The 23,861-nt window shown below is 70.5% G+C and carries 18 protein-coding genes, 2 tRNA genes and 1 pseudogene; 13 read left to right on the forward strand and 8 right to left on the reverse strand.

The window, feature by feature from the left end:
• Positions 1–39: 39 nt before the first annotated feature.
• From ACWGDB_RS05235 to ACWGDB_RS05260, 6 genes are all read left to right on the forward strand, one after another.
• Positions 40–3,771, forward strand: a complete 3,732-nt coding sequence (locus ACWGDB_RS05235; RefSeq protein WP_453821169.1) for a SpoIIE family protein phosphatase — start codon at positions 40–42, stop codon at positions 3,769–3,771.
• An 80-nt stretch (positions 3,772–3,851) separates the two neighbouring features.
• Positions 3,852–4,700, forward strand: coding sequence for a PP2C family protein-serine/threonine phosphatase (locus ACWGDB_RS05240; RefSeq protein ID WP_453821170.1), 849 nt, complete (start codon positions 3,852–3,854; stop codon positions 4,698–4,700).
• Positions 4,690–5,736, forward strand: coding sequence for an MASE1 domain-containing protein (locus tag ACWGDB_RS05245; protein WP_453821171.1), 1,047 nt, complete (start codon positions 4,690–4,692; stop codon positions 5,734–5,736). Before ACWGDB_RS05240 ends, ACWGDB_RS05245 begins: the two co-directional genes overlap by 11 nt.
• A gap of 295 nt (positions 5,737–6,031) precedes the next feature.
• Positions 6,032–6,550: a YcxB family protein gene (locus ACWGDB_RS05250; protein ID WP_453821172.1), complete on the forward strand. Its 519-nt coding sequence runs from the start codon at positions 6,032–6,034 to the stop codon at positions 6,548–6,550.
• 495 nt (positions 6,551–7,045) lie between these two features.
• The gene (locus ACWGDB_RS05255; RefSeq protein WP_453821173.1) at positions 7,046–8,257 is read left to right on the forward strand and encodes an epoxide hydrolase family protein; all 1,212 of its coding nucleotides are present in this window, start codon (positions 7,046–7,048) and stop codon (positions 8,255–8,257) included.
• Positions 8,258–8,620: 363 nt separating this feature from the next.
• Positions 8,621–9,346, forward strand: coding sequence for a hypothetical protein (locus ACWGDB_RS05260; protein ID WP_453821174.1), 726 nt, complete (start codon positions 8,621–8,623; stop codon positions 9,344–9,346).
• 166 nt (positions 9,347–9,512) lie between these two features.
• On the opposite strand, the gene ACWGDB_RS05265 is transcribed toward ACWGDB_RS05260, so the two are convergent.
• A complete protein-coding gene (locus ACWGDB_RS05265; RefSeq protein WP_453821175.1) occupies positions 9,513–10,202 on the reverse strand; it encodes a GAF and ANTAR domain-containing protein in 690 nt (229 codons plus the stop codon).
• 179 nt (positions 10,203–10,381) lie between these two features.
• Between ACWGDB_RS05265 and ku the strand changes: the two genes are divergently transcribed.
• The 5 genes and pseudogenes from ku to ACWGDB_RS05290 all read left to right on the forward strand — a co-directional run bounded on the left by ku (position 10,382) and on the right by ACWGDB_RS05290 (position 13,641).
• On the forward strand, positions 10,382–11,287 hold the full coding sequence (ku, locus tag ACWGDB_RS05270; RefSeq protein ID WP_453821176.1) for a non-homologous end joining protein Ku: 906 nt from the start codon (positions 10,382–10,384) through the stop codon (positions 11,285–11,287).
• Between the two features lie 59 nt (positions 11,288–11,346).
• Positions 11,347–12,195 (forward strand): DUF4253 domain-containing protein, encoded by an 849-nt coding sequence (locus tag ACWGDB_RS05275; protein ID WP_453821177.1) that lies wholly within the window; start codon positions 11,347–11,349, stop codon positions 12,193–12,195.
• 31 nt (positions 12,196–12,226) lie between these two features.
• Positions 12,227–12,777: pseudogene (locus tag ACWGDB_RS05280) on the forward strand (helix-turn-helix domain-containing protein); the annotation flags it as partial.
• Between the two features lie 238 nt (positions 12,778–13,015).
• On the forward strand, positions 13,016–13,507 hold the full coding sequence (locus tag ACWGDB_RS05285) for a site-specific integrase (protein WP_453821178.1): 492 nt from the start codon (positions 13,016–13,018) through the stop codon (positions 13,505–13,507).
• Positions 13,508–13,509: 2 nt separating this feature from the next.
• Positions 13,510–13,641: a hypothetical protein gene (locus ACWGDB_RS05290; protein WP_453821179.1), complete on the forward strand. Its 132-nt coding sequence runs from the start codon at positions 13,510–13,512 to the stop codon at positions 13,639–13,641.
• Positions 13,642–13,732: 91 nt separating this feature from the next.
• Here ACWGDB_RS05290 and ACWGDB_RS05295 read toward each other — a convergent pair.
• Positions 13,733–13,805: transfer RNA gene (locus ACWGDB_RS05295), tRNA-Arg, on the reverse strand.
• Between the two features lie 203 nt (positions 13,806–14,008).
• Positions 14,009–14,099: transfer RNA gene (locus tag ACWGDB_RS05300), tRNA-Ser, on the reverse strand.
• Between the two features lie 207 nt (positions 14,100–14,306).
• On the opposite strand from ACWGDB_RS05300, the gene ACWGDB_RS05305 reads away from it, so the two are divergent.
• Together ACWGDB_RS05305 and ACWGDB_RS05310 are read left to right on the forward strand one after the other, a co-directional pair.
• Complete coding sequence (locus ACWGDB_RS05305) at positions 14,307–14,816, forward strand: SSI family serine proteinase inhibitor (protein ID WP_453821180.1); 510 nt, start codon at positions 14,307–14,309, stop codon at positions 14,814–14,816.
• A gap of 311 nt (positions 14,817–15,127) precedes the next feature.
• On the forward strand, positions 15,128–19,435 hold the full coding sequence (locus tag ACWGDB_RS05310; protein ID WP_453821181.1) for a PAS domain-containing protein: 4,308 nt from the start codon (positions 15,128–15,130) through the stop codon (positions 19,433–19,435).
• 129 nt (positions 19,436–19,564) lie between these two features.
• Here ACWGDB_RS05310 and ACWGDB_RS05315 read toward each other — a convergent pair whose 3' ends face one another.
• The 5 genes from ACWGDB_RS05315 to ACWGDB_RS05335 all read right to left on the reverse strand — a co-directional run bounded on the left by ACWGDB_RS05315 (position 19,565) and on the right by ACWGDB_RS05335 (position 23,834).
• Positions 19,565–21,241: a long-chain fatty acid--CoA ligase gene (locus ACWGDB_RS05315; protein ID WP_453821182.1), complete on the reverse strand. Its 1,677-nt coding sequence runs from the start codon at positions 21,239–21,241 to the stop codon at positions 19,565–19,567.
• Between the two features lie 75 nt (positions 21,242–21,316).
• On the reverse strand, positions 21,317–21,544 hold the full coding sequence (locus ACWGDB_RS05320; protein WP_453821183.1) for a hypothetical protein: 228 nt from the start codon (positions 21,542–21,544) through the stop codon (positions 21,317–21,319).
• Positions 21,545–21,549: 5 nt separating this feature from the next.
• Positions 21,550–22,107, reverse strand: coding sequence for a SigE family RNA polymerase sigma factor (locus ACWGDB_RS05325; protein ID WP_383608135.1), 558 nt, complete (start codon positions 22,105–22,107; stop codon positions 21,550–21,552).
• A 171-nt stretch (positions 22,108–22,278) separates the two neighbouring features.
• On the reverse strand, positions 22,279–23,445 hold the full coding sequence (locus ACWGDB_RS05330; RefSeq protein WP_453821184.1) for a lipid-transfer protein: 1,167 nt from the start codon (positions 23,443–23,445) through the stop codon (positions 22,279–22,281).
• The gene (locus tag ACWGDB_RS05335) at positions 23,442–23,834 is read right to left on the reverse strand and encodes a MaoC family dehydratase (RefSeq protein WP_453821185.1); all 393 of its coding nucleotides are present in this window, start codon (positions 23,832–23,834) and stop codon (positions 23,442–23,444) included. Before ACWGDB_RS05335 ends, ACWGDB_RS05330 begins: the two co-directional genes overlap by 4 nt.
• Positions 23,835–23,861 lie beyond the last annotated feature (27 nt).

Genomic DNA, 23,861 nt, shown 5'->3' on the forward strand with positions numbered 1-23,861 from the left:
CGGCGAATCGGTTGAGCGCGGAACGGTAAAGTCCGCGACATGAACGCTCGGCTGGCACTGCTCGGCACGGTGGCCCCCGGTGTCGCGGAGAGCGAGGTGTTCCGACTGGCCCTGCAGCACGCGGTGGGCGAGCTGGGCGCCCTGGGCGGCATGATCCATCTCCGGGGCCCGATGTCCGCGCTGCGTCTGGTGTCGACGGCCGGGCTCCCTCCCGCCCTCACCCGGGCCTGGGAGATCATCGACCAGGAGGGCCCACTGGCCCCGGCCCACGCGCTGCACGAGGGAAACGGGGTGTGGGTCCCACTGAGCCCGACCCAGGCGGGGGACTCCGTGGGCGCGGGAACCGGTTCTCCCGGCGCGGGCACCGAACTGTCGAGGGCGGCCACCGAGCCAGTGGGCGTAGACGCCCTCTCAGGGGGCGCGGCCACCGCCGCACTGAGCACGAGCACCGTCTCCGCAGGCACAGCCAACGGCTCCCCCGGCGCGGCCACCGACCCGCCGAGCGCAGACGCCGTCTCCGCAGGCACAGCCACCGGCCCCTCAGGCACGGCCACCGACTCCCCCGGCGCGGCCGTCCACCTACCGCGCGCAGATAGCGTCTCCGCGGACGCAGGCGCGGCCACCGCCCCACTGAACACGGACACCGACCCCCCGGGGACGACCACCGGTTCTCCCGGCACAGCCACCAACCCACCGCGCGCAGAGGCCGTCACCGCGGGCGCGGCCACTGCCCCACTGAACACAGACACCGGCCCCGCAGGCACGGTCACCGAATCCCCGAGCGCAGCCACCGACCTACCGCGCGCAAAGACCGTCACCGCAGACGCGGCCACCGCCCCACTGAACACAGACACCGACCCCTCGTGCGCGACCACCGACCCTCCGGGCACGGCCACCAGTTCTCTCGGCGCGGCCACCAAGTCACCGGTCCCGGACACCGTCACCCCGGGCGCGACCACCGCCCGCCTGAGCACAACCACCAGTGCTCTCGGCCCAGCCGCCAACCCACTGGCCACAGCCACCGATTCCCCAGGCGCACCGGCCGGCCCACCAAGCGCGGACACCGTCTCCCCAGGCGCGACCACCGTCTCCCCGCACACAGCCACCACCCCCCGATGCACAACCACCCCCTGGCCCGGCACCGGCCTGGCCGCGCTCCCCCTGTTCAGCGGCGGGCGCAGCATCGGTGCCGTCAGTGTTCTGATGGGCGACGGAGGCGAACCGAGTTCCGAGCAGTGGGAGTTCCTGCGCGCCGTCGTCGCCTGGACCGAGGACCGGATGGTCCAGGCACCGCCCCCGGCCGGCCCCTCCCACCCCGCGCGGCCGGAGCAGAACGGTGAACGCCTGCGTCAGGCGCTGAAGGAGGTCAGCGTCGGCTCCTGGGACTGGAACATCCAGACCGGCGAACTGCTCTGGGACGAGGCCGCGCTGGAGCTGTACGGCACCCGGCCCGAGGACTACGTCGGCCGGGTCGAGAACTGGATGAGGTGCGTCCACCCCGACGACCTGGCGCCGACGCTGGCCCTGGTGGACCGGGCGATCCGGGAGCACGGCGTGTTCGAGGCCGAGTACCGGGTGCGCAAGCTGAACGGCACCTGGGGCTGGACCCAGGCCCGCGGCAGAGCGACGTACGACGACGCCGGCGAGCCCCATCGGATGATCGGCGTCGGCTGGGACAGCGACGAGCCGCGCTCCGCCCGTGACGCGCTCGGCCGGGCCCTGCGGCACATGAGCGACGGCTTCCTCGCGATGGACGACGACTGGCGGATCACCTTCGCCAACGTGGAGGCCGAACGCACCCTGGGCTTCTCCGAGGAGGAGCTGTTCGGCCGCCTCCTGTGGGACCTGCCCGCCGCCGAGCAGGTGCCCGGCCTGGAGATCCGCTGCCGGCAGGCCGCCGCCGCGGAGAAGTCGGTCAGCTTCGACGTACGGCTGCCGAACGGACGTCTGTGTCACCTCCGGCTGGTCCCGGGCCCCGACGGCCGCACGATCTACTTCACCGACGTCACCGAGAAGCGGCGGCTGGAGGAGGAGCGCCGGTCCGCCGAGCGGGCCGCGACCGAACGGGCCATACGGATCGCGGAGTTGACGGCGGCGCTGGCCAAGGCGACGACCTCGAAGGACGTGGTGGACGCGGTCGCCCGCCGGGTGCTGCCGCCGTTCGAGGCGACCGGTCTGGTGGTGCAGACCGTGGAGGGCGACCGGCTGCACACCGTCGGCTCCGTCGGCTACCCGGACGACGTCCTCGCCGTCCTCGACGGCCGCGAACGTACGCAGCCCAGCCCGCTGTGGGACGCGATACTGGCCGGCACGCCGCTGTTCATGTCCTCCCCGCGGGAGTTCGCCGCCCGCTACCCCGAGCTGGCCGACCTGCCCGCCCGCGCCGACAAGCAGGCCTGGGCGCTCCTCCCGCTGACGGCCTCGGGCCACACCTTCGGCATCTGCGCGGTCACCTTCGACCACCCGCGCCGCCTCACCGACGAGGAGCGCACCCTGCTCACCGCGACCAGCGCCCTGGTCGCCCAGGCCCTGGAACGGGCCCGCCTCTTCGACGCCGAGCACACCCGGTCCCGCGAGCTCCAGCGCAGCCTGCTCCCCCGGGCGCTGCCCACCGTCCCCGCCTGCACGGCCGCGGCCCGCTACCTTCCGGCCGGCCCGGGCACGGACGTGGGTGGCGACTGGTACGACATCATCCCGCTCTCGGGCGGCCAGGTCGCCCTGGTCGTGGGCGACGTCATGGGCCACGGACTGCCCGAGGCGGCGACGATGGGCCGGCTGCGTACCGCCGTCCACACCCTGGCCGACCTCGAACTGCCCCCCGACGAGATCATGAGCCGCCTCAACGACATCGTCGGCGGCATGGGCGAGGAGTCGTACGTGACATGTCTGTACGCGCTCTACGACTCCACGACGAGGATCTGCTCCATAGCCGGGGCCGGCCACCCACCCCCGGCCCTGCTGCACCCCGACGGCACGGTGGTCTTCCCGCCCCTGTCGGCCGACCCGCCCCTGGGCGCTGCCGAGCCCCCCTTCGAGACGACGGAGATCCCGGTCCCCGAGGGCAGCGTGCTCGTGCTGTACACCGACGGCCTGGTGGAGTCGTCCAAGCGTGAGATGGACCAGGGCATGGCGGCGCTCGCCGACGTCCTGCGCTCCTCGCACGCCGACGGCACGGCGAGGGACCTCGAACAGCTCTGCGAGCGGGTCACCTCCGCCCTCCTCCCCGACGACCACCAGGCGCCCGACGACGCGGCCTTCCTGCTGGCCCGCCTGCACGCGCTGCCCGCCACCCGCATGGCCTCCTGGCCCCTCCCCGACGATCCCAGGGCGGCCGGCCAGGCCCGCGGCCTGATCCGCAAGCAGCTCGCAGCCTGGGGCCTGGACGACCTGACCCCCACCACCGAACTCCTGGCCAGCGAACTCGTCGGCAACGTCATCCGGCACGCCAAGGGCCCCCTGCGCCTACGGCTCCTCCATGGTGCCGAGCTGATCTGCGAGGTCTTCGACGGCAGCCTGACCATGCCGCGCATACGCCGGGCGACGGAGACGGACGAGGGAGGCCGGGGGCTGCAGCTGGTCACCGCGCTGTCGCAGCGGTGGGGGACGCGGTACACGGCGACGGGGAAGTGCATCTGGACGGAGCAGGCGGTGCAGCCGGCGGCGGACCCGCTGGAGCGGATGTTCCTGGACGTGGCGGGCCTGCCGGAGCTGCAGGGGCTGCCGGGGTCGGTCCCGGACCAGGAAAACCCTCCCGCTGCCGGGGTACCGTAAAAGCGCCACACATGTGAGGTAATGCCGCATATCCGTCGCATGCCACATAAAGCGCTCCGCAAGAACCGGGGTGTGACGCCATGGCCCACCGCCGCACCGAATCGGCCGGTACCGCCAGAGAGCTGCTGCAGCAGCTCGGGGATCTCACGGGCCGGATCATGGACCAGATCAAGCTCCAGCAGGCGCGCGTCGAGCTGGCCGCCGCGCTCCAGCGCCAGGTTCTCGCCGGGGAGCTCCCCGCCGTGCCCGGTCTGCAGGCTGCGGGACGGTACACGCCCGCACGGGGCGGGCTGGACATCGGCGGCGACTGGTACGACGGCTTCCTGATGCCGGACGGCTCGGTGGGGTTCGCCATCGGGGACGTACAGGGTCACGACGTCGAGGCAGCGGCGCACATGGGGCAGGTGCGGACCTGCCTGCGCGCCGTCGCGACCGCCACCACGGACCCCGCGGAGGTGCTCGAACGCACCAACGACCTGCTCGTCGCGATGTCCTCCGAACTGTTCGTGACCTGCTCTTTCCTGCGCTTCGACCCGGCCACCGGGGAGCTGTGCGACTCCCGCGCCGGGCATGTCCCGGCGGTCTGGGCGACGACCGCCGGCCGCTGCGAGATCGTCCTGAACGACGGCGGCCTGCCGCTGGGCATCCACGCCGGCGAGCACTATCCGTCGTCCCGTCGGCAGCTGACCGGCGCGGGCGCGTTCGTACTGCTCACCGACGGTGTGGTGGAAGGCCCCGACTACCCGATCGACGACGGCATGAAGAAGGTGGCCGAGCTGGTCGGCGACGCCTGCTGCACCGACCCGGAAGAACTGGCCGCACAGGTGATCAAGGTGGCGGACCTCACCGGCCACAACGACGACGCCGCGGTCCTGGTCCTCCGCTACGACGGACTCGGGGAGCACGGGCGGGGCGGCGATGACGACTGAGGCGTCCGGTGCGCGGCTTCGGCGGTACGGCGTCGAGGGCCTGCGCCTGGTCGCCGTGACGGCCGCCTACTACGGCAGCGCCGAGCTCGGTCTCGAGCAGGAACTGGTACGAGGCCAGATCACGCCCTTCTGGCCGCCCACCGGCATCGCGCTCGTCGCGCTGATGCTCTGGGGGCTTCGCATGTGGCCGGCGGTCGCGGTCGGGGCGTTCGTGGTCAACGTGGCGCTCGGACCGTCGATCCTCCCCGTGCTCGCCATCGCGGCCGGCAACACCATCGCCCCGATCTGCGCCTGCCTCCTCCTGCGCCGCGCGGGATTCCGCCCCACCCTGGACCGACTGCAGGACGCCCTCGCCCTGGTCTTCCTCGGTGCCCTGGGCGGCATGGTGATCAGCTCGACCATCGGCACGGGCGTCCTGGTGGCCGCCGACGCGCTGCCCGCCGACGACTTCTGGGCGGCCTGGTCGGTGTGGTGGACGGGCGACGCGATGGGCGTCCTCTTCATCGCCCCGCTCCTGCTGGCCGTCCGCACCGCCGACCTGCCCCGAGGCTCGCCGGTGGTGCGCGGTGCGGAGGCCCTGCTCCTGCTGGGCGGCACGGCGGCGGTCACCCTGGTCGCCACCCGCAGCTCGGTCTCCCTCCTCTTCCTGGTCGTCCCCTTCCTCATTTGGGCGGCCTTCCGCTTCCAACTCCTCGGCGCCGCCCCCTGCGCCCTGACCGCCTCCGTCGTCGCGATCTACGCGGGCGCCCTCGGCTCGGGCCCCTTCGCGGGCCAGGACCTCCTCGCCAAGATGGTCATCCTCCAGGCTTTCAACGGCACCGTGGCCCTCACGGCCCTCCTGCTCTCAGCAGTGATCACCGAACGGAACCAGACCCTCCAAGCGCTCCAGGACGCCTGCGACGACCTGACGGAAGCCCTGACCCAAATCGCCGCGGACCGCCCCCTCAGCAAGCAACCGCCCAGGACCGACTCGATCCACAGCGCCGGCTCGAACCCTCAACAGGCGCTCGGAGGCAACCGCCAACGGGGGGCATAGCGACGCGCCATGACTCCTGCACGGACGAACGGCAGGGGATGACCGCCGGCCTCGGTCCGGCCGGCTTCAGCGGAAAGCGGCACGACGAGCACAGCGGTCAGGCGCTGTGCTCGTCACTGCCACTGTCATGATCGACAGGCCGCACTCCTCCAGCGCAATGCCCCGGCCAGACGTCACACCGGGGGACCAATCACGCAGCGCCGCGCACAGCCGGGAGGCCGCGCCGAGCGCCTGATCCGGCGTCGGCCGACGTGACTGGACCCCGGCGGCCGTACGGGCAGTACGATCCCGGTTCATGGTCGTGGACATGGGGCGGGACGGCATACAGGACACGGTCGAGCTGGCCTACCGGCCGACGCGCGCCGACCTCCTCGCGGGCGTCCGCGTGCGTGAGCGGCGTCGGCGCCTCCACCTGGTCAGGTGGGGCTTCACGGGGTTGTTCGGGGTCGGCGCCGTGCTGGCGGTGGCCGCGGACACCTCCGTGCAGTCGGTCGTGACCGCGGTCGTCTGCGCCGCCCTGATCTGGTCGATCCCCCACCTTCAGGCCCACCACGCGTTGCGCACGGTCTCCTGGCAGGGCGAGTACCGCACATCCGTGAGCGTGACGGGGATCGCGACCGAGACCGAACACGTGACGCTCGTACAGCGCTGGTCGGTCTTCCGCGGCTACCGCGAGACCCGCGACCACGTGGTGCTGCTCAGCCGAGACCCGAACATCCTGCTCGTGGAAGTACTGCCCAAGCGAGGCCTGCACTCCCCGCAGGACGCGGAGCGACTGCAGGCCCTCGTGAGCCGCCACCTGCCCCGCGTCTGAACAGAGTTCGGCGACGACCGCACCAACGCTCCCTGAACCGGGGTCCCGAAATGCCGCACCTATGTCGACCGTTTTCGTGATCGTTCCCTCCGGTCGATTGGGCGCATCTCCTCTCACCGCCCATCTGGCGCATCGCGACTGGGGGCAACTCCTGTACGGGGCGGGGTCGCCACGCTCCGTACAGAAGAGCGTGAGGAGCGGCTCCCAGAGATCCTCAGCTGAGAGGAACACTCAACCCGCCAAGCTGAGAGCTGCATGATCCAAGCACGCTGACCGTTTGACCCATATTTGTCTGGAATGTTACGTTTTCCCCTTGGGGCTTGAGCTCTCACGCCGCTCTGGTCGATACGGATCCCCACGTGATCCGCATACGTCAACAGCCCTCCGAGCGCGAGAAGTTGCGAGCGCTCTTCTCGTCGGCCCCGGGCGGTTCGCATGCGGCGGGAGCACAGTAGCCCCGGCCCTTGAGGGGGGTCTGCTCCTTCGGAGAGAGAGATGCCCGCAACAACCGACACGCCCACGACCGTCCGCCCGTTCACGTTCGAGTTCCCCGATGCGGAACTCGATGACCTCCGGGCTCGGATCGGCGCGACACGCTGGTCCGAGCCGGAGACCGTCGGGGACCAGTCACAGGGCACACCACAAAAGACGCTCAAGAAGCTCGCCCGCTACTGGGCCGAGGAGTACGACTGGCGCAAGGTCGAAGCCAAGCTGAAGGCACTGCCTCACTTCGTGACCGAAATCGACGGGCTCGACATTCACTTCATCCACCTCAGGTCGAAGCACGAGGATGCCCTGCCGCTGCTCGTGACGCACGGCTGGCCCGGTTCGGTCATCGAGCAACTGAAGATCATCGAGCCGCTCGTCGACCCGACGGTCCACGGCGGAAGTGCTGCCGACGCGTTCCACCTGGTGGTGCCGTCGATGCCCGGCTACGGCTTCTCGGGCAAGCCCGCGGAAAGCGGCTGGAATCCCAAGCGGATGGCGAAGGCATGGGGCGAGCTCATGAACCGTCTCGGGTACACCCGCTACGTTGCGTCCGGTGGCGACTGGGGCGCAATCGTCACCGAACAGATGGGGCTCCAGGAGCCTGAAGGACTGATCGGCTTCCACACCAACATGGCCAACGCCGTTCCGCCCCCGGTCATGGCCGCCGTCGAGGGCGGTGACCCGCTGCCGGCCGACGTCTCTCTCAGCGCGGAGGAGAACGAGGCCGTCGAGCAACTCAGGTCCGCCTACGCGGACGTGCCCTACGCGTTCCAGATGGGTACGGCCCCACAGACGCTGGCCGCTCTGGTCGACTCGCCCGTCGGCCTTGCCTCGTTCATGCTCGACCACGACTGGCAGAGCCTGGAGATGATCTCCCGCTCCGTCGCCGGAGAACCCGAAGGGCTTACGCCCGACGATGTCCTCGACAACATCACGCTGTTCTGGCTGACGAAGTCGGCGGTCTCCGCAGCTCGCCTGTACTGGGAGAACGCTCAGGCCGGGATCTCGTTCTTCGGCGCCAAGGGAGTCAAACTCCCCGTCGCCGTCAGCGTCTTCCCCACCGAGATGTACAGGCCCCCCAAGAGCTGGGCCGAGAAGGCCTACCCGAACCTGATCCACTACAACAAGCTCCCCAAGGGAGGGCACTTCGCCGCGTGGGAGCAGCCCGACTACTTCATCGACGACATCCGCACGGGCCTGCGTCCACTCCGTCAGTGACCCGTCCGGCAACACCCTCCAGCGGACCGGCCGAAGGCTGAGCCTTTCGGCCTGCGTCCGACGGCTTACGGTGGTCGACCTCACCCTCAGCGCGCGCGCTGTGGACGTGGCCGACCGAAAGCAGTTCGGGCGACGATGACGGTGGGCACACTGGCGCACTCGTACGTCCCCGTTGAGACCGTGAGGGCGGGCGCCCTGCCCTGAAACCACATCCCGCGTCGTTACAGAGCAAGTCGCCCCGGCACCTGCCCACATGCTTGCGGTCTTCTCAGCTCAGTGCTTGTCGGTCATGCTTGCTGCCACGCACTGAGCTGGCGCCATTTGGTTGAGGTCTCGCAGGCTGAGCGGGGGGAAGAGCGGGTCGTGTCACTTGATCTTGCGATCAACCTAGTCGCCTCACTCATGGCTTTCCTGATCGGATGGCTGGCCCGCAATCTCTTCTCCTACTACCGGAACAGCCGTCCAGTCGCCCGCCTGTGGCGGATCAGCAGTCACACGCCTGTGACTGCTGTAGTCGGCAGCGACGGTGAGCGGAAAGCGCTCTGGGAGTCGGATGCGCTGGCAGCCATGAACATCCGCCTCAGCCTTGCCCGCGAGCTCAAGATCCATTCGATTGGAACTGTGAGATCGTCTGCATTCAGCATGGCTGCACACGCAGAGGACAACGTAGTTGTCATCGGTGGGCCCGCAATGAACGAAGCATGGAAGATATTTGCGGACAGACTGGATGCACCGTACGAATTTCGGATCGTCGACGGTGGCTACCGGATCGTGGCCCGCGAAGGCGGTGCCTCGTTCGGCAAGACGCGGGGCTCGCGTGTAGAAGTCGAGCAGGATCACGCCTTAGTGATCTTTGCGTGGAATCCCTTCGAGCCGCGCAGTAGATTGATCATGATGGCAGGTTGCGACTACCTGGCGACCTTGGCTGCACCTGCTGTCTTCTCTCCTGACTACGCCAGAAAACTCACCCGGCGGTTCGACGCATCCACGTCCTTCGCATTGGTCCTCTCGGTGGAGAACGTGGACGGCTACATGCCCAGGCCTAAGATCGTTGCGGGGGAACAGTTCGCCCAGCCGACCAGCGAGTGAACCGCTGCTCGACTCAACGGCTGGCCTAGAGATGAAGCCCCAGGGTCATCCGTTCGCGAACCCGGCTCGGCCGCGCGCCCCATATCGGCGCCGCGCGGAGGCTCCAGGCGGCCGCGTACGGGCTCAAGTGAGAAGGGCAGGGTCCGCCCAAGTCTTCGTAAGCCCTCTACGTGAGGCCGCCCCGCTCGCAGATCTGGCGGGCTACTTCACGGAGTTTGATGTTCTTCTCCTGGGAGTAGCGGCGCAGCACGTCGAAGGCCCGCTCCTCGCTGAGGTTGTGGGCGCCCATGAGGATGCCCATCGCCTCGCCGATGATGTGGCGGGTGGTGACGGCTTGTTCCATCTGGGCGTGTGTGCGGGCGGCTGAGAAGGCGACCGCCGCGTGTGAGGCCAGCAGCCAGCCGGCCACCTCGCTGTCGTCCGTGAAGGCGCCGGGTTTGTGGGAGTACAGGTTCAGTGCGCCGAAGTCCTGCTCGTCGGTGTACAGCAGGAAGCCCATCATGCTGCCCACACCGAGCTCGTGTGCCTGCGGGGCGTAGGCGGGCCATCGCTGGTGTTCGGCGGTGAGGTCGGAGATGCGGAAGACCCGCTCTCCTTGCGAACTGTGGGCGGCATCGAAGCACGGCCCTTCGCCGAGACGCTGTTGCAGCAGGTCGCTTTCGACGACCAGCTGGTGGGTGGGAGCGAGCGTCTCCACCTTGCTGTCGTGCAGGACGAGGATGCCGGCCTCGTCGCAGCCCTCGACCAGCTCGGTGGCCGAAGCGGTGATCCGCTCCAGCGTGGCATCCACCGAATCCTGCGCCAGAAGGTCCCGTGCCATCGACGCCATCTGCTGCGCGAACCGTCCCCAGTCCACCTTGTCCTCCGTGCACTCGTCCCGTGGAACAAGCCGTATACCCAGCTTTCCACGTGAGCCTCCGCAGAGCGCCTCGGCATCCGAGACCGGCCACTACCGGCTTCACGGCCAGGACGTCACCCGTGAGACTCCCGCCTCAGGGCAAGCGAGTGCGTGGCTGCGGTGGCCTTCGTAGTCTGGTGGTGCTCGGGGTAGTCGCGGAGGTCCCTCATACCAACGTCGTCAGCGCCACCGAGAACCACAGCATCCAGTTCGACCAGTGGCACCTGGAGGACATGGGCCGAGTGCGGGTGCGCAAGGTGTGCGAGCTGGAGGACCGCGAGGTCAACCAGTCGGAGATCGGCAAGGGCTACGAGTACGCCCGGGACCAGGTCGTCGCCGTCACCGACGAGGACCTGAGCAACCTGCCGCGGCCGACGGCGAAGGCGATCGAGATCCAGGCGTTCGTGCCGCTGGAGTCCATCGACCCGATCCGGATCGCCGACGGCTACTACCTCCAGCCCAAGGGCGATGTCGCGGCCAAGCCGTACAAGCTGCTGAAGCAGGCCCTGGAGCGCTCATCACGAGTAGCCGTCGCCAAGTACGCCTGGTCGGGACGCGAGCGGCTCGGCCTGTTGCGGGTGCGCGGCGATGCGATCGTGCTGCACGCGATGCGCTGGCCGGACGAAATACGCAACCCTGCCGAGCTGCTGCCACCCGCCGTGGAACTGACCGACGAGGAGATCGACGGCGCGCTCGCACTCATGGACAACATGACCCGCGACGACCTCGAAGGCCCAGAGTTCCAGGACACCTACACCGACGCGCTCGCGCAGATCATCGAGGCGAAACGCGAGCACAGGCCCCTGCCCCAGGCGCCGCAGGATGAGGACACCGGCGGCAAGGTGTTCGACCTGATGGCCGCCCTCAACGAGTCCGTGGCCAAGGCGAAAGCCTCCCGCGGCGAAGGCACCGCCGACGTGCACGAGCTGCCGAAGAAGAAGGCCACGGCCAAGAAGACACCAGCGAAGAAACAGCCCGCCAAGAAGGCGGCAGCAAAGAAGACGGCGAAGAGGGCTTCAGGGCGCCGGCCGCGCAGTGCCTAGTAGAACGGGTCTCTTTATCCGGTGCGTGATGAGTGAGCGGACCGTAGGGTCCAGGCATCATGAACACGTTCCTCCACCAGCCGCGCCTTACCTCGGACGAGCTGTTTTCCGCTCTTCGGGTGGTCTTTCCCCAGACGCCGCCGACGCGGTCCACCACAACTGCGGGCGTTGAGGTGGTGAGCGTGCCTGTGGCGCCGGACAGGGTGCGTGACGTATGGGACGAGTGGCGCGGGAAGCACGGTGAGACCGGCTGGTGGCCCTACGTCAGCCGGATGTCACCGGAGGGTCTGACCAGTGGCGGCCCTCTCTACGAAGGCGTGGACGCTGCGGTTCTGGAGAATTTGGTGGCCGAGGTCGTGTGCCAGGACCACGATGCGCGCACGGCATCCATCGTGGTGTCGAGCTTTCTATGGACTACGGACCCCGCCTATCTGGAGGAAGGGGAGCTCGAGGAATGGCTTGACGACTATGACCCAGATCGCCTCGCACCGCGGTTGAGTCCTGCGATCGCTGAGCCGCTGCCAGGGACGTCACGCTGCGCCCCCGAAGATCCGAACGCCTGGTTTGGAGGGGGTCAGCGGTGGCTCCACTTCGTTCCGGCGCGAGGAGGCTACGAGGTGCCCGTCATGCTGCCCGGTCTCATCGCGACGGGCAACGGCGCCTACTACCTCACTCCGGCCGACGATGCGGCGCTGCTCAGACGCTGGCATGAGCAGTGGGGGGCCGAGCTCTTCTTCGCCATGGGCTCACACCTGGAACTCGTCGTCGACAGACCGCCCTTGGATCCCCGGTCCGCTGCACAGGCCGCCACGGAATTGATGGGCTACTGCGACGACACCGTGGAGGACGCTCGGGCCGCCGGCGACGGCATGGTCCGTTCGACGATGTGGTCCCTGTGGTGGGACTGAACCACGCCACGCTCTAGGTGCCCGGCCGACCGTGCACGACAGGCGGCTGCTCGTCGAAACGTGTCCGCGCGGGCCGCCCGGTTGCGCATGTCGCGGCCGAGATGGGCATGTCACGCGTCACGCCCCACAAATGGGTCCGCCGCTGGCGGGCGGAAGGCGATCAGGGACTGCACGACCGCTCCAGCCGGCCGGTGACGACCCCGCATCGCACCGCGGCAGCGGTGGAGGCCCAGGTGTGCCGCTTGCACCAGGACCGCAAGCTCGGCCCGCCCGCCTCGGCCCGATCCTGGGCCTGCCCCCTCGACCGTGTACCGCATCCTGGCCCGGCACGGCCTGAACCGGCTGGCGTTCATGGACCGCCCCACCGGACAGGTCATCCTCCGCTACGAACGCGCCCGGCCCGGCGAACTGGTCCACATCGACGTCAAAAAACTGGGCCGGATCCCCGACGGCGGCGGCCACCAGGTCCTGGGCCGCCAGGCCGGCCGGGCCACCCGCAGCCGGGTGGGCTTCGACTACATCCACTCCGCCGTCGACGACCGCACCCGCCTCTCCTACAGCGAGATCCACCACGACGAAAAGGCCGCGCCTAGCTAGGGAGGACCACCGTTGGGCCGATGGAAGCCCTGTTCTGACCTGAGCCACCGAAAGTCAGCCACGGTGGCGGGGCAGCCTACTGATCACCCGTCACGTGTGCTTCCAGCAACCCCGTACCACCTCCGCCACGCTTCATCCATGCCTCATGGGCGTACATCAATCCGGCCTGGGCGGTGTCGGTCCGGCGAGTCAACTAGGCTTGGGCTGCGGCTCTGTGGGTCATGTGGGTTGGAGCGATGGGCAGTTGGACGGCATGGTCTCGCCCGGTGGTGTCGGCCTGGTCCTGGTGCTCGGAGTGGTCGCCGGTTTGGGTAACCGGCGATGCGCCGCTATGTGGCACCGAGCCGTCCGGCAGGCGCTCCAGCGAGTCGGCGGCGAACTCCTGATCGTCGCGCCCAAGACTCAGCGCTCAGCTCGTCGTGTCGCCCTGCCGTCCGAGTGCGTGACGGCGCTGCGTGCCCAGCAGCTCGCCGACATTAAGGGAGCCAGTCACAACTGGAAGGGAACGGGGCAGGTCCTTATCCTCACCACCAAGAACGGGACCCTCATCGAGCCGCGCAACCTGAACCGCTCCTTCGAGGCGCTGTCCGCCCGCGCCGGCGTCCGCAAGGTCCACTTCCACGCCCTGCGGCACACCTGCGCGTCGCTCCTCCACGAACAGGGCGCCGACGCCCGCATGATCATGGAAGTGCTCGGCCACAGCTCGATCCGGTGACCATGGACATCTGCACCTTCGTACGGCTCGTCTCGCAGCGCTCCGCCTTCGACCGCGTCGGCGACGCATTGAGGGGTGACGGCAACGGATCGGACGATGACGACGGCCCGGCTGGTGTCTCGGTAACCGTCTGATCGACCCTCGAAGGCGGTTGCCGTCAAACACTGCCGTCAAGGCATAAGGCAAAGGCCCTGTGGATCACTCCACAGGGCCTTAGACATGCTGTGCACTCGGCAGGATTCGAACCTGCAACCTTCTGATCCGTAGTCAGATGCTCTATCCGTTAAGCTACGAGTGCTTGTTGTTCTGCGTTCCCGCCGCTCCCGGCCCTTCCGGCCCGCTCGCGGCGACAGGAAGAACATTACATGACTGCCGCCGCCATGTGAAATCCGTTTGCCGTACCCCTTGTGACCTGCGGAAACGGCCTGATGGGGCCGGATCTCGACAGTGCTGCGAAACACTGAAGCCCCGGTCCTGGGACCGGGGCTTCGTGATCTAGCGCGGAGGCGGAGGGATTTGAACCCTCGATGGGCTTTAAGGCCCAAACCGCATTAGCAGTGCGGCGCCATAGACCGGACTAGGCGACGCCTCCAGCACAGCCGCCCGCGCGAGCGCGAGTGGTGCGTGCAGATGATGACACAGTCGAGCGTGCTGTCACCAATCGACCTCCACGGTACTAGGCGGGTGGGCCACAGGGCAAAGCTCTTCCCGGCGTGCTTCGCGGAGCGCCGGGCGGGGCGGGGCGGGGCGGGGCGGGGCGGGGCCGCAACGTACGCGGGGGTGCGGCGTTAGTCAGGTCATGTTGCAGGTCAACCGTTTTGCCCCGGCCCGGCGCCTTCGCCGGCTGCTCTTCGTCGCCGCCGGCTCCCTCGCCGCCGTCGGCTCCGCCTCCGTCATGCCCGCCGCCGCGCACGCCCTGGCCGCGCCGGTCCCCCTGGCGCCCCCGTCCCTGAAGGACCCCGGTCGCTCCGGCGACCACCTCACCGTCACCGTCCGCAACGCCGGCGGTGGCGCCGACGGGACCTACGAGCTGTCCTGCCACCCGGCAGGCGGCGACCACCCTGACGCCACCGGCGCATGCGCGGCGCTCGATCGCGGCAGCAGGTGGGGCAAGGACACCTTCACCCCGGCGACGCGGGACGGCTTCTGCACCATGCAGTACGGCGGGCCGGCCACCGCGCATGTCACCGGGACCTGGGCCGGGCGTCCCGTCGACGCGCGGTACGACCGCAGCAACGGGTGCGAGATCGACCGCTGGGACCGGCTCGTGCCGCTCCTCCCCGACCTGCGCCGACAGGGACGGCCGTAGCCGCACGACAGCACCGCGCCGCCCCGCGTCAGGGAAGCAGGGGGTCCGGTACGCCGTCGCACAGGCTTTCCATGGGGGAAGCATCGGCCCCGTAAAAGTCCCGCGAAGGTCTCGCGAAGCCCGAAGGACGCTGGCAGGACGTCGGCACAGGCGGTCATACGTTCTGGGTCACTTCGTCGTGCGACCTCCCTCTCATCCGGCGTCGCGAGCGCAACCCCAGCCTTTAGACTCCCTCGCGTGACACGTCGCGGGCCGGTTGGCAAGATGGCCCGAGCGGTCGGCAAGGTGCGGTAACAGGGAGGAAGCGTCTCGTGAGCAGCAGGCCATCCCGAGGCGCTGCTCGCCTCGCAGCCATACTCGACGCGCTTCCCGATGCGTTGGTGCTGGTCAACGCCAATGGGACCGTCGTCAACGCCAACACCATCGCCCTCGAGGCCTTCGAGGCGCCGGGGACGGCTCTGGTGGGGCGAGGGCTGCTCGATCTGCTGCCGCAGTTCGACTCCAAGCTGATCCCGGGGTCCATGCGACGGCCCGACCACATGGACCCGCAGGGCCGGACCAAGCCGACCCGGATGATGGCCCGGCGGACCGACGGCAGCGAGTTCCCGGTCGAGGTCACGTCAGCGAATCTCGAGAACGGGCAACAGGCCTACGACGGATACGGCTACGGCGGTGACGAGCTGCTCATGCTCGTCGTACGCGATCTGACCGGCACCGTCGACACCGAGGCCGAGCTGGCGCGTTCGCAGCGGCAGACCGAGATGATCCTGCGGGCCGCCTCGGAAGGTGTCGTGGGCACCGACACCGACGGGCGGATCGTGCTCGTCAACCCGGCCGCCGCTCAGATACTGGGTTACCGGGCCAGCGACCTCGGTGGACGCGAGCTGCACACGCTCGTCCTGCACTCCCGTGCCGACGGGTCGCCCTTCCCGTACGAGGAGTCCGCGCTCGCCGACACCCTGCGCTCGGGGCGCAAGCACCGGGTGCGTGGGCAGGTGCTGTGGTCCAAGGGCGGGGACGAGGTGTCCGTCGACCTGACGACCGCCCCCGTGCGCGACGGCGACCAGCTCGTCGGCGCCGTGATGACCTTCGCCGACCGTCGGCCCTACGACGCCCTCGCCGAGGAGAAGACCACCGCCGAGGAGCGGCACGCCGAGGAGCTGGAGCGGCTCGCCGAGGAACACGCCTCCGAGCTGACCGCCCTGCGGCAGAAGCATGTGAGCGAGGTGGAGGAGCTCCGGGAGCTGCACGCCGAGGAGCTCGCCGCGGGCGAGGAGCGGTATGCCGCGCTCGGGGAGCGGGAGAAGGACCGGTACGAGGCGCTGGCGGCGCGGCATGAGCAGTTGCTGACGCTGCTGGCGGGCTCGCTCCGGGGCCCGCTCGACGAACTCCGCCGTGAACTGGCCGCGCTCGCCGCCGACGACGCCGGGCAGCTGTGGCCCGAGGCCAACCAGGTGCTCCATCACCTGTCGGCCGGCTACTCCCGGATCACGACTCTCATCGACAACGTCCTCGGCTATCAGCAGCTCGACTCGGGGACCGACCAGGTCTCCCGTACGAAGGTGATGCTCGACGCCGTCGTCGCCGCGGGTGTCGACGGCGCCGTGGAGCTCATCGGGCCGGGGCGGGTGCAGTTCGCCGTGCACGCGCCGCCCATCGAGGCCGAGGTCGACCCGCAGCGCCTCGCCACCGCGCTCGCGCATCTCGTCGCCGATGTCGCGGGGGTCGACGCGACCGGCAACTCGCCCGTGTCGGCGGGCGGTTACATGGACAACACCGTCGTCGTCGCCGCGGCACAGCGCGGTGAGGTCGTACGGATCGAGGTGCGCGGGCCGTATGCCGGGGGAGACCCGGTGCACGAGCCGATCGTGCGCGGGATCGTGCGGGCCCATGGCGGGGTGCTCCAGACGCACGAGGTGCCGGGGATGAGCGGCAGTGCGTACGTCCTCGAAGTGCCCATCGGGGGTGGGGCGGGAGCCGTTCCGGCCGCCCCCCTGGACGATGTCGCGCCTGAGGCCGCCGACGGGACCGAGGGCGCCGCTGCGGCTGCCGGTGCCGAGCAGGGGTCCGGTGGCGGCGGGCGGCGGCGGGCCCGGCGGTCCTCCGTGGACGCCTTCCTGGAGAGCGACACGCCCGGCGCCGATGCCGATTCCACTGACGCGGAGGGCTCTGCGCCCACCGGGCGGCGGCGCAGGCGCGCGGCAGGTGCCGCTCCGGAGCTGCCCCAGGGTGCGTCGGACGCCGGCGGCGAGGCTTCCGGCGGTACCGGCCGGCGGCGCGGACGGCCTGCCGAGGACGGCGGGGACGGCGTCTCCGAGGGTGCCGTCGTCACGGCCGCCGAGCATGCGGCGGGCGCCGCGGCCACCGGGAACGGCCTGGGCGGGACCGTGCCTCCGCAGGGGGTGCCCGCGCCCGGCGGACGGCGCGCCCGGCGGGACGGCGGGGAGCAGCACGCTCTGCCGCCCGCCCTGCCCGCGGCCGGTTCCTCCGCTTCGGCTTCCGGGTCCGGTACGGCCGGCTCGGGCGATGCTCCTCAGCCGTCCGGACGACGTCGACGTGCCCTGGCCACGGCCGCCGAGCGGGGTGCCGCGCAGGCGCAGGAGGCTGGGCCCCGTCCGGTGTTCGCGCTGCCGCCCGCCGCGGCGGACCGGACTGCTGCGGGCAGGGGGGAGGGGCAGGGCGGCGGTGAGCCGGTTGTGGCTCCTTCTCCGGCCGCGGCTGTGACGCCGGGTGTGGCTGGGGCGCCGGGGGCGCCTGTGGCGCCTGTGGCGCCGGGGGCGATCCCCGCTCCCGCACAGGCTCAGGTTCCCGCACAGGCTCAGGTTCCCGCACAGGCTCAGGTTCCCGGGCAGGTTCCGGCGCCCACGCAGGTGCCGACTGCCGGGCAGGGCGCTCCTGGGGACGTTCTCGTCGACGAGGGCCGGCACGATGCCGTGCCGCACGATCAGGCCGCCGACCACACCCCGCCGCAGCCGCATCCGACCAGCGCGCCGACCGGGCGTCGCCGACGGGCCGTGGGCCAGCCGGCTGCGGATCAGCCCGCCCAGGTCACCGCGCCGAACCCCGCTGCCCCGAGCCTGCCCCTCCCCGCCGAGGCGGCCCCCGGTCAGGCAGCCCCCGAGCAGGGCACCCCGGCTCAAGGCACCCCGGCCGCGCAACCGTGGCCCGCCGCCGATGACACCCCGGACGCCGGAACCGCCGTACCGGCGAACGTCGCTGCCGGCACGCCCGTACCCCCGCAGGCCGCGCCCGGTGCCCCCGTACCGCCGAAGCCGAACGGCCCCCGGGCCACGCAGTCCCAGCCCGCGCCGGGCACCCCGGCTCCAGGCACCCCGCTGCCTCCGGAGGGGGCGACCGTGGCCGGTCAGGCGGAGCGGGCTGCCCAGCCGCTGCCCGCGGAAGCCGCCGCTCCGGGTGCCCCGGCCGCCCCCGTCGACCCGAACTCGACGCAGGGCCGGGCGATCAGTGTGCGGACGTTGGGGCAGGGGGTGCCGTTCACACGGCAGGCTGCGCAGGTGCAGCAGCCGGCGCCGCCCGCGCCGTCGACGGCCACGCCTCCCCCGCATCAGACCAACGGCGGCCGGCGCCGCAAGCTGGGTACGCCGCCCGACCCCGCCGCGCGGCCCGGCGCTTCGCCGGAGCAGTCGGCGCGGCCGCATCCGCCGACCGAGCAGCCGGTGCCCGCACAGCCGCAGCAGTCGCTCGGCGGGCAACCCCAGTCCCAGCCGTCGCCGGCCGGGCAGTCGCGGCCGGCGCCGACGGCCGAGGCGGCCGGACGGTCGTACGCCATAGGCGCGCCGGACGAGAACGCCGCCGAGGGGCCCGAGCCGCTGGACGGCCCGGGCGGGGCCATCGAGGTCGCCGACACTCCGCGGCCGCAGCCGATGGACGACGAACTTCCGCCGGAGCCGCTCGACAACCCGCGGCGGCTGCTCGTGTGGCCCGCGCCGGATGTGACGACCCAGCAGGCGCTGAGCGACCGTGGCTACCGGCCGGTCATCGTGCATTCGCGCGAGGAGGTCGACGCGCAGATCGCGGCGTTCCCCGCCGCGCTGTTCGTCGACCCGCTGACGGGACCGATCACGCGGACCGCGCTGCAGTCGCTGCGGCAGGCCGCCGTCGCGGCCGAGGTGCCGGTGATGGTGACCGCGGGGCTCGGGCAGGCCTCGCGGGAGGCGGCTTACGGCGCCGACCCCGCCGTACTGCTCAAGGCGCTGGCGCCGCGGGACAGTGAGCAGCACCCGCCGCGGGTGCTGCTGATCGAGGAGCACGCGGAGATCGCGCTGGCGCTGACCGCGACGTTGGAGCGGCGCGGGATGCAGGTGGCGCGGGCCGCGAGTGATGCCGACGCGGTGGCGCTGGCTGGTGACTTCCGGCCGAACCTGGTCGTGATGGACCTGCTGCAGGTGCATCGGCGCCGGGCCGGGATCGTCGACTGGCTGCGCGCGAACGGGCAGCTCAACCGCACCCCGCTCGTCGTCTACACCGCCGCCGTCGACCAGGCCGACCTGCCGCGGCTGGCCTCCGGCGAGACGGTCCTGTTCCTCGCCGAACGGTCCACCAGCGGCGAGGTGCAGTCCCGGATCGTGGACCTGCTGTCGCGGATCGGGACCAACTAAGGACCGGTGAAGCGCCCCGAAAGGGGCGCCCTGGACTGTCTCGATGTGCGGCTACCGCCGCGTGGGGCGGACGACCACGGATCACCCGCAGCCGCCCGCCCCACAACAGTTCCCCGCGAGGACGCCCCGTCAGAGCTGGGTGACGTCCAGGCCTCCCTCGGCGTACTGCCTGCGCAGCACCTTCTTGTCGAACTTGCCGACGCTCGTCTTCGGCACCGCCGGGATGACCGTCCACCGCTCCGGCAGCTGCCACTTCGCGATCTTGCCCTCTTCGGCGAGGAAGGCGCGCAGGGTCTCGAAGTCGGCGCTGGCGCCCTCCTTGAGGACCACCGTGGCCAGCGGACGCTCGCCCCACTTCTCGTCGGGGACGGCGACCACGGCCGCCTCGGCGACGTCCGGGTGGGACATCAGCGCGTTCTCCAGGTCGACGGAGGAGATCCACTCGCCGCCGGACTTGATGACGTCCTTGGCGCGGTCGGTGAGGGTGAGGAACCCGTCGGCGGAGATGGTGCCGACGTCGCCGGTCTTCAGCCAGCCGTCCTCGCTGAACTTGTCGGCGGGGCGCAGCGGGTCGGCGTCGGGGCCGTTGTAGTAGGCGCCCGCGATCCAGGGGCCGCGCACCTCCAGCTCGCCCGCCGACTCGCCGTCCCACGGGATGCGCTCGCCGCCGGGGCCGGTGAGCCGGGCCTCGACGCTCGTCGGGAAACGGCCCTGGGTGAGGCGGTACGCGAACTCCTCCGCCGTCCCCACCGCGTGCGCCGGCGGCCGGGCGATCGTGCCGAGCGGGGAGGTCTCCGTCATGCCCCAGGCGTGGCAGACCCGCATGCCCAGGCTGTCGAACGCCTCCATCAGCGAGGGCGGACAGGCCGAGCCGCCGATGGTGACCTGGCCGAGGGTGGAGACGTCCCGGGGGTTCGCGGTGAGCTCGGCGAGCAGGCCCTGCCAGATGGTGGGCACGGCGGCCGCGTGGGTCGGCCTCTCGCGCTCGATCATCTCGGCGAGGGGCGCGGGCTGGAGGAAGCGGTCCGGCATCAGCATGTTGACGCCGGTCATGAAGGTGGCGTGCGGCAGTCCCCAGGCGTTGACGTGGAACTGGGGCACCACCACGAGCGAGGTGTCCTGGTCCGTCAGGCCCATCGACTGGGTCATGTTGACCTGCATGGAGTGCAGGTAGATCGAACGGTGCGAGTAGACGACGCCCTTCGGGTCGCCCGTGGTGCCGGAGGTGTAGCACATGGCGGCGGCCTGCCGCTCGTCCAGCTCCGGCCAGTCGTACGTGGTCGGCTTGCCGGCGATCAGTTCCTCGTACTCGTGCACCTGCACGTCGGCGGCCGCGAGGCCCGAACGGTCACCCGGCCCCGACACCACCACGTGCTCCACCGTCTTGAGGTGCGGCAGCAGCGGCACCAGCAGGGGGAGGAGCGAACCATTGGCGATGACGACCCGGTCGGCCGCGTGGTTGACGATCCAGGCCAGCTGTTCGGCCGGGAGGCGCAGGTTGAGGGTGTGCAGGATCGCGCCCATGGAGGGGATCGCGAAGTAGGCCTCGACGTGCTCGGCGTTGTTCCACATCAGGGTCGCGACCCGTTCGTCGCCGGCCACGCCCAGGTCCTCGCGCAGGGCGTGCGCAAGCTGGGCCGTACGGCCGCCGACCTCGGCGAAGGAACGGCGGTGTGGCTCGGCCTCACCGGTCCAGGTGGTGACCTGTGATGTTCCGTGGATCGTCGACCCGTGGGTCAGGATCCTCGAGATCAGCAGCGGTACGTCCTGCATGGTGCTCAGCACGGCGTCCTCCCGGGGCGACATTGCCTACGCGGTAGTAAGGGTTGCGGAGATTCTGCGCGCATACCGCGCGGTATGTCACTAGTACCGGCTGATCGATCACGTCACGTTGCGTTCACGGGGCTGTGACGGTAGGCGGGGCGGGGCGGTCGCAGTGCGCCGGTGTCGGCCTTGCTCCGGCTTCAGCTTCGGCTCCGGCTCCGGCTCCGGCTCCAGCTCCAGCTCCGGCTCCAGCTCCGGCTCCAGCTCCAGCTCCAGCTCCAGCTCCAGCATCGGCTCCAGCTCCAGCTCCAGCTCCAGCATCGGCTCCAGCTCCGGCTCCGGCATCGGTCCTACCGGACCAGCATCAGCTCAGGGTCCTCGCGCAGCTTCCCGAGGGCTCTCGACACCGCCGACTTGACCGTGCCCACGGAGACGCCGAGCACCTCGGCCGTCTGGACCTCGCTGAGGTCCTCGTAATACCGCAGGACGACCATCGCCCGCTGCCGCGCCGGGAGCCGCATGATCGCGCGCCACATGGCGTCGTGCAGCGCCTGCTGCTCCGCCGGGTCGTCGCCGCCGGGAGTGGGCTCCGGCTCAGGCAACTCGTCGCAGGCGAACTCGTCGACCTTGCGCTTGCGCCACTGCGACGTCCGCGTGTTCAGCAGCGCCCTGCGCACATAGCCGTCGAGGGCGCGGTGGTCCTCGATGCGCTCCCAGGCCACATACGTCTTGGTGAGCGCGGTCTGCAGCAGGTCCTCCGCGTCGCACGGGTTCGCGGTCAGCGACCGGGCGGTACGCAGCAGCACCGGCTGGCGGGCCCGCACGTACGACGTGAAGGAGGGATACGTCGCGTTCGGAAAGGACCGCGTCGCGGCGTCGGAAGCGCTGGTGCAGACGGGTGTGGTCATGGCTCCACGCTATGAGCGACCCCTACTTCAGCGGATCGGCCGCAGGTGCCGAAGCAACGTCCGCCTCAGGTTGTAGGGGTGGGGCTGACTCCACCTCCTGAAGGTGGACGAGCGACGGACGCATACTGCGGGATTACCCCTGAGGGTCAAGCGTCGGCGGCAAGGCCGCGATCATCCGTCGGCGGCCAGGACCAGCCCCGATGTCGGCACCCCTGTCCCCGCCGTCACCAGCACCCGCTCCGCCCCGGGTATCTGATTCACCGACCTTCCCTGCACCTGCCTCACCCCCTCCGCGATTCCGTTCATCCCGTGCAGATACGCCTCCCCGAGCTGCCCCCCGTGTGTGTTGAGCGGCAGCCTCTCCTCGGCCACGAAGTCCGCGGCCTCCCCCTTTCCGCAGAACCCGAACTCCTCCAGCTGCATCAGGACGAAAGGAGTGAAGTGGTCGTAAAGAATCCCGACGTCGATCTCCCCCGGCCCCAGCCCCGCGGTCCGCCACAGCTGCCGCGCCACCACGGCCGTCTCCGGCAGGCCGGTGAGGTCGTCCCGGTAGAAGCTCGTCATCTGCTCCTGCCCGCGGCCGGCGCCCTGGGCCGCGGCCGCTATGACGGCCGGCGGGTGGGGCAGGTCACGGGCACGGTCGATGGACGTGACGACGATCGCCTGACCGCCGTCCGTCTCCTGGCAGCAGTCCAGCAGCCGCAGCGGCTCGACGATCCAGCGCGAGGCCGCGTGGTCGGCGACGGTGATGGGTCTGCCGTGGAAGTACGCAGCCGGGTTGGTCGCGGCGTACTTGCGGTCCATGACCGCCACATGTCCGAACGCCTCCGGCGTCAGCCCGTAGGTGTGCAGATACCGCTGCGCCGCCATCGCCACCCAGGAGGCGGGTGTGAGCAGCCCGAACGGTAGCGACCAGCCGAGCGCCACGCCCTCCGCCGACGGCTCCCGGTGCTGCACTCCCGAGCCGAAGCGTCGCCCCGACCGCTCGTTGAAGGCCCGGTAGCAGACCACCACCTCCGCGATCCCCGTCGCCACGGCGAGCGCCGCCTGCTGGACGGTCGCACAGGCCGCGCCGCCGCCGTAGTGGACGCGGGAGAAGAAGGACAGCTCACCCATCCCGCACGCCTGGGCGACGGTGATCTCCGGGCTGGTGTCCATCGTGAACGTCACCATCCCGTCCACGTCCCCCGGCGTCAGCCCCGCGTCGTCCAGCGCGGCCCGCACCGCTTCCACCGCCAACCGCAGCTCGCTGCGCCCAGAGTCCTTGGAGAACTCGGTGGCTCCGACACCGACGATCGCCGCCCGCCCGGCGAGGGCGTCCCGCGCCCGCACGCTCATGCCGGGTCCTCCGGCACGGTCACCGTCACCGTCCCGGTCACGTGCTTGCCGATGCCGTTCGCGCCGGTCACCCGGACCGTGGCCGTGCCGCCGTCGACTTCCTCGATCCTGCCCGTCAACACCATCGTGTCTCCCGGGTAGTTGGGTGCCCCGAGCCGTATGGCCACCTTGCGCAGGACGGCTCTCGGTCCGAAGTGGTCGGTGATGTAGCGGCCGACCAGGCCGTTCGTCGTCAGGATGTTCATGAAGATGTCGGGGGAGCCCTTCTGGCGGGCCAGCTCCGCGTCGTGGTGCACGTCCTGGTAGTCGCGTGAGGCGATGGCGCCGGCGACGATCAGCGTGCGGGTGATCGGGACCTCCAGCGGAGGCAGTTCGTCACCGGCCCTCATGTGCCTCCCCCTGACGCCCTCACCGCA

Source organism: Streptomyces sp. NPDC055013, from assembly GCF_053608645.1.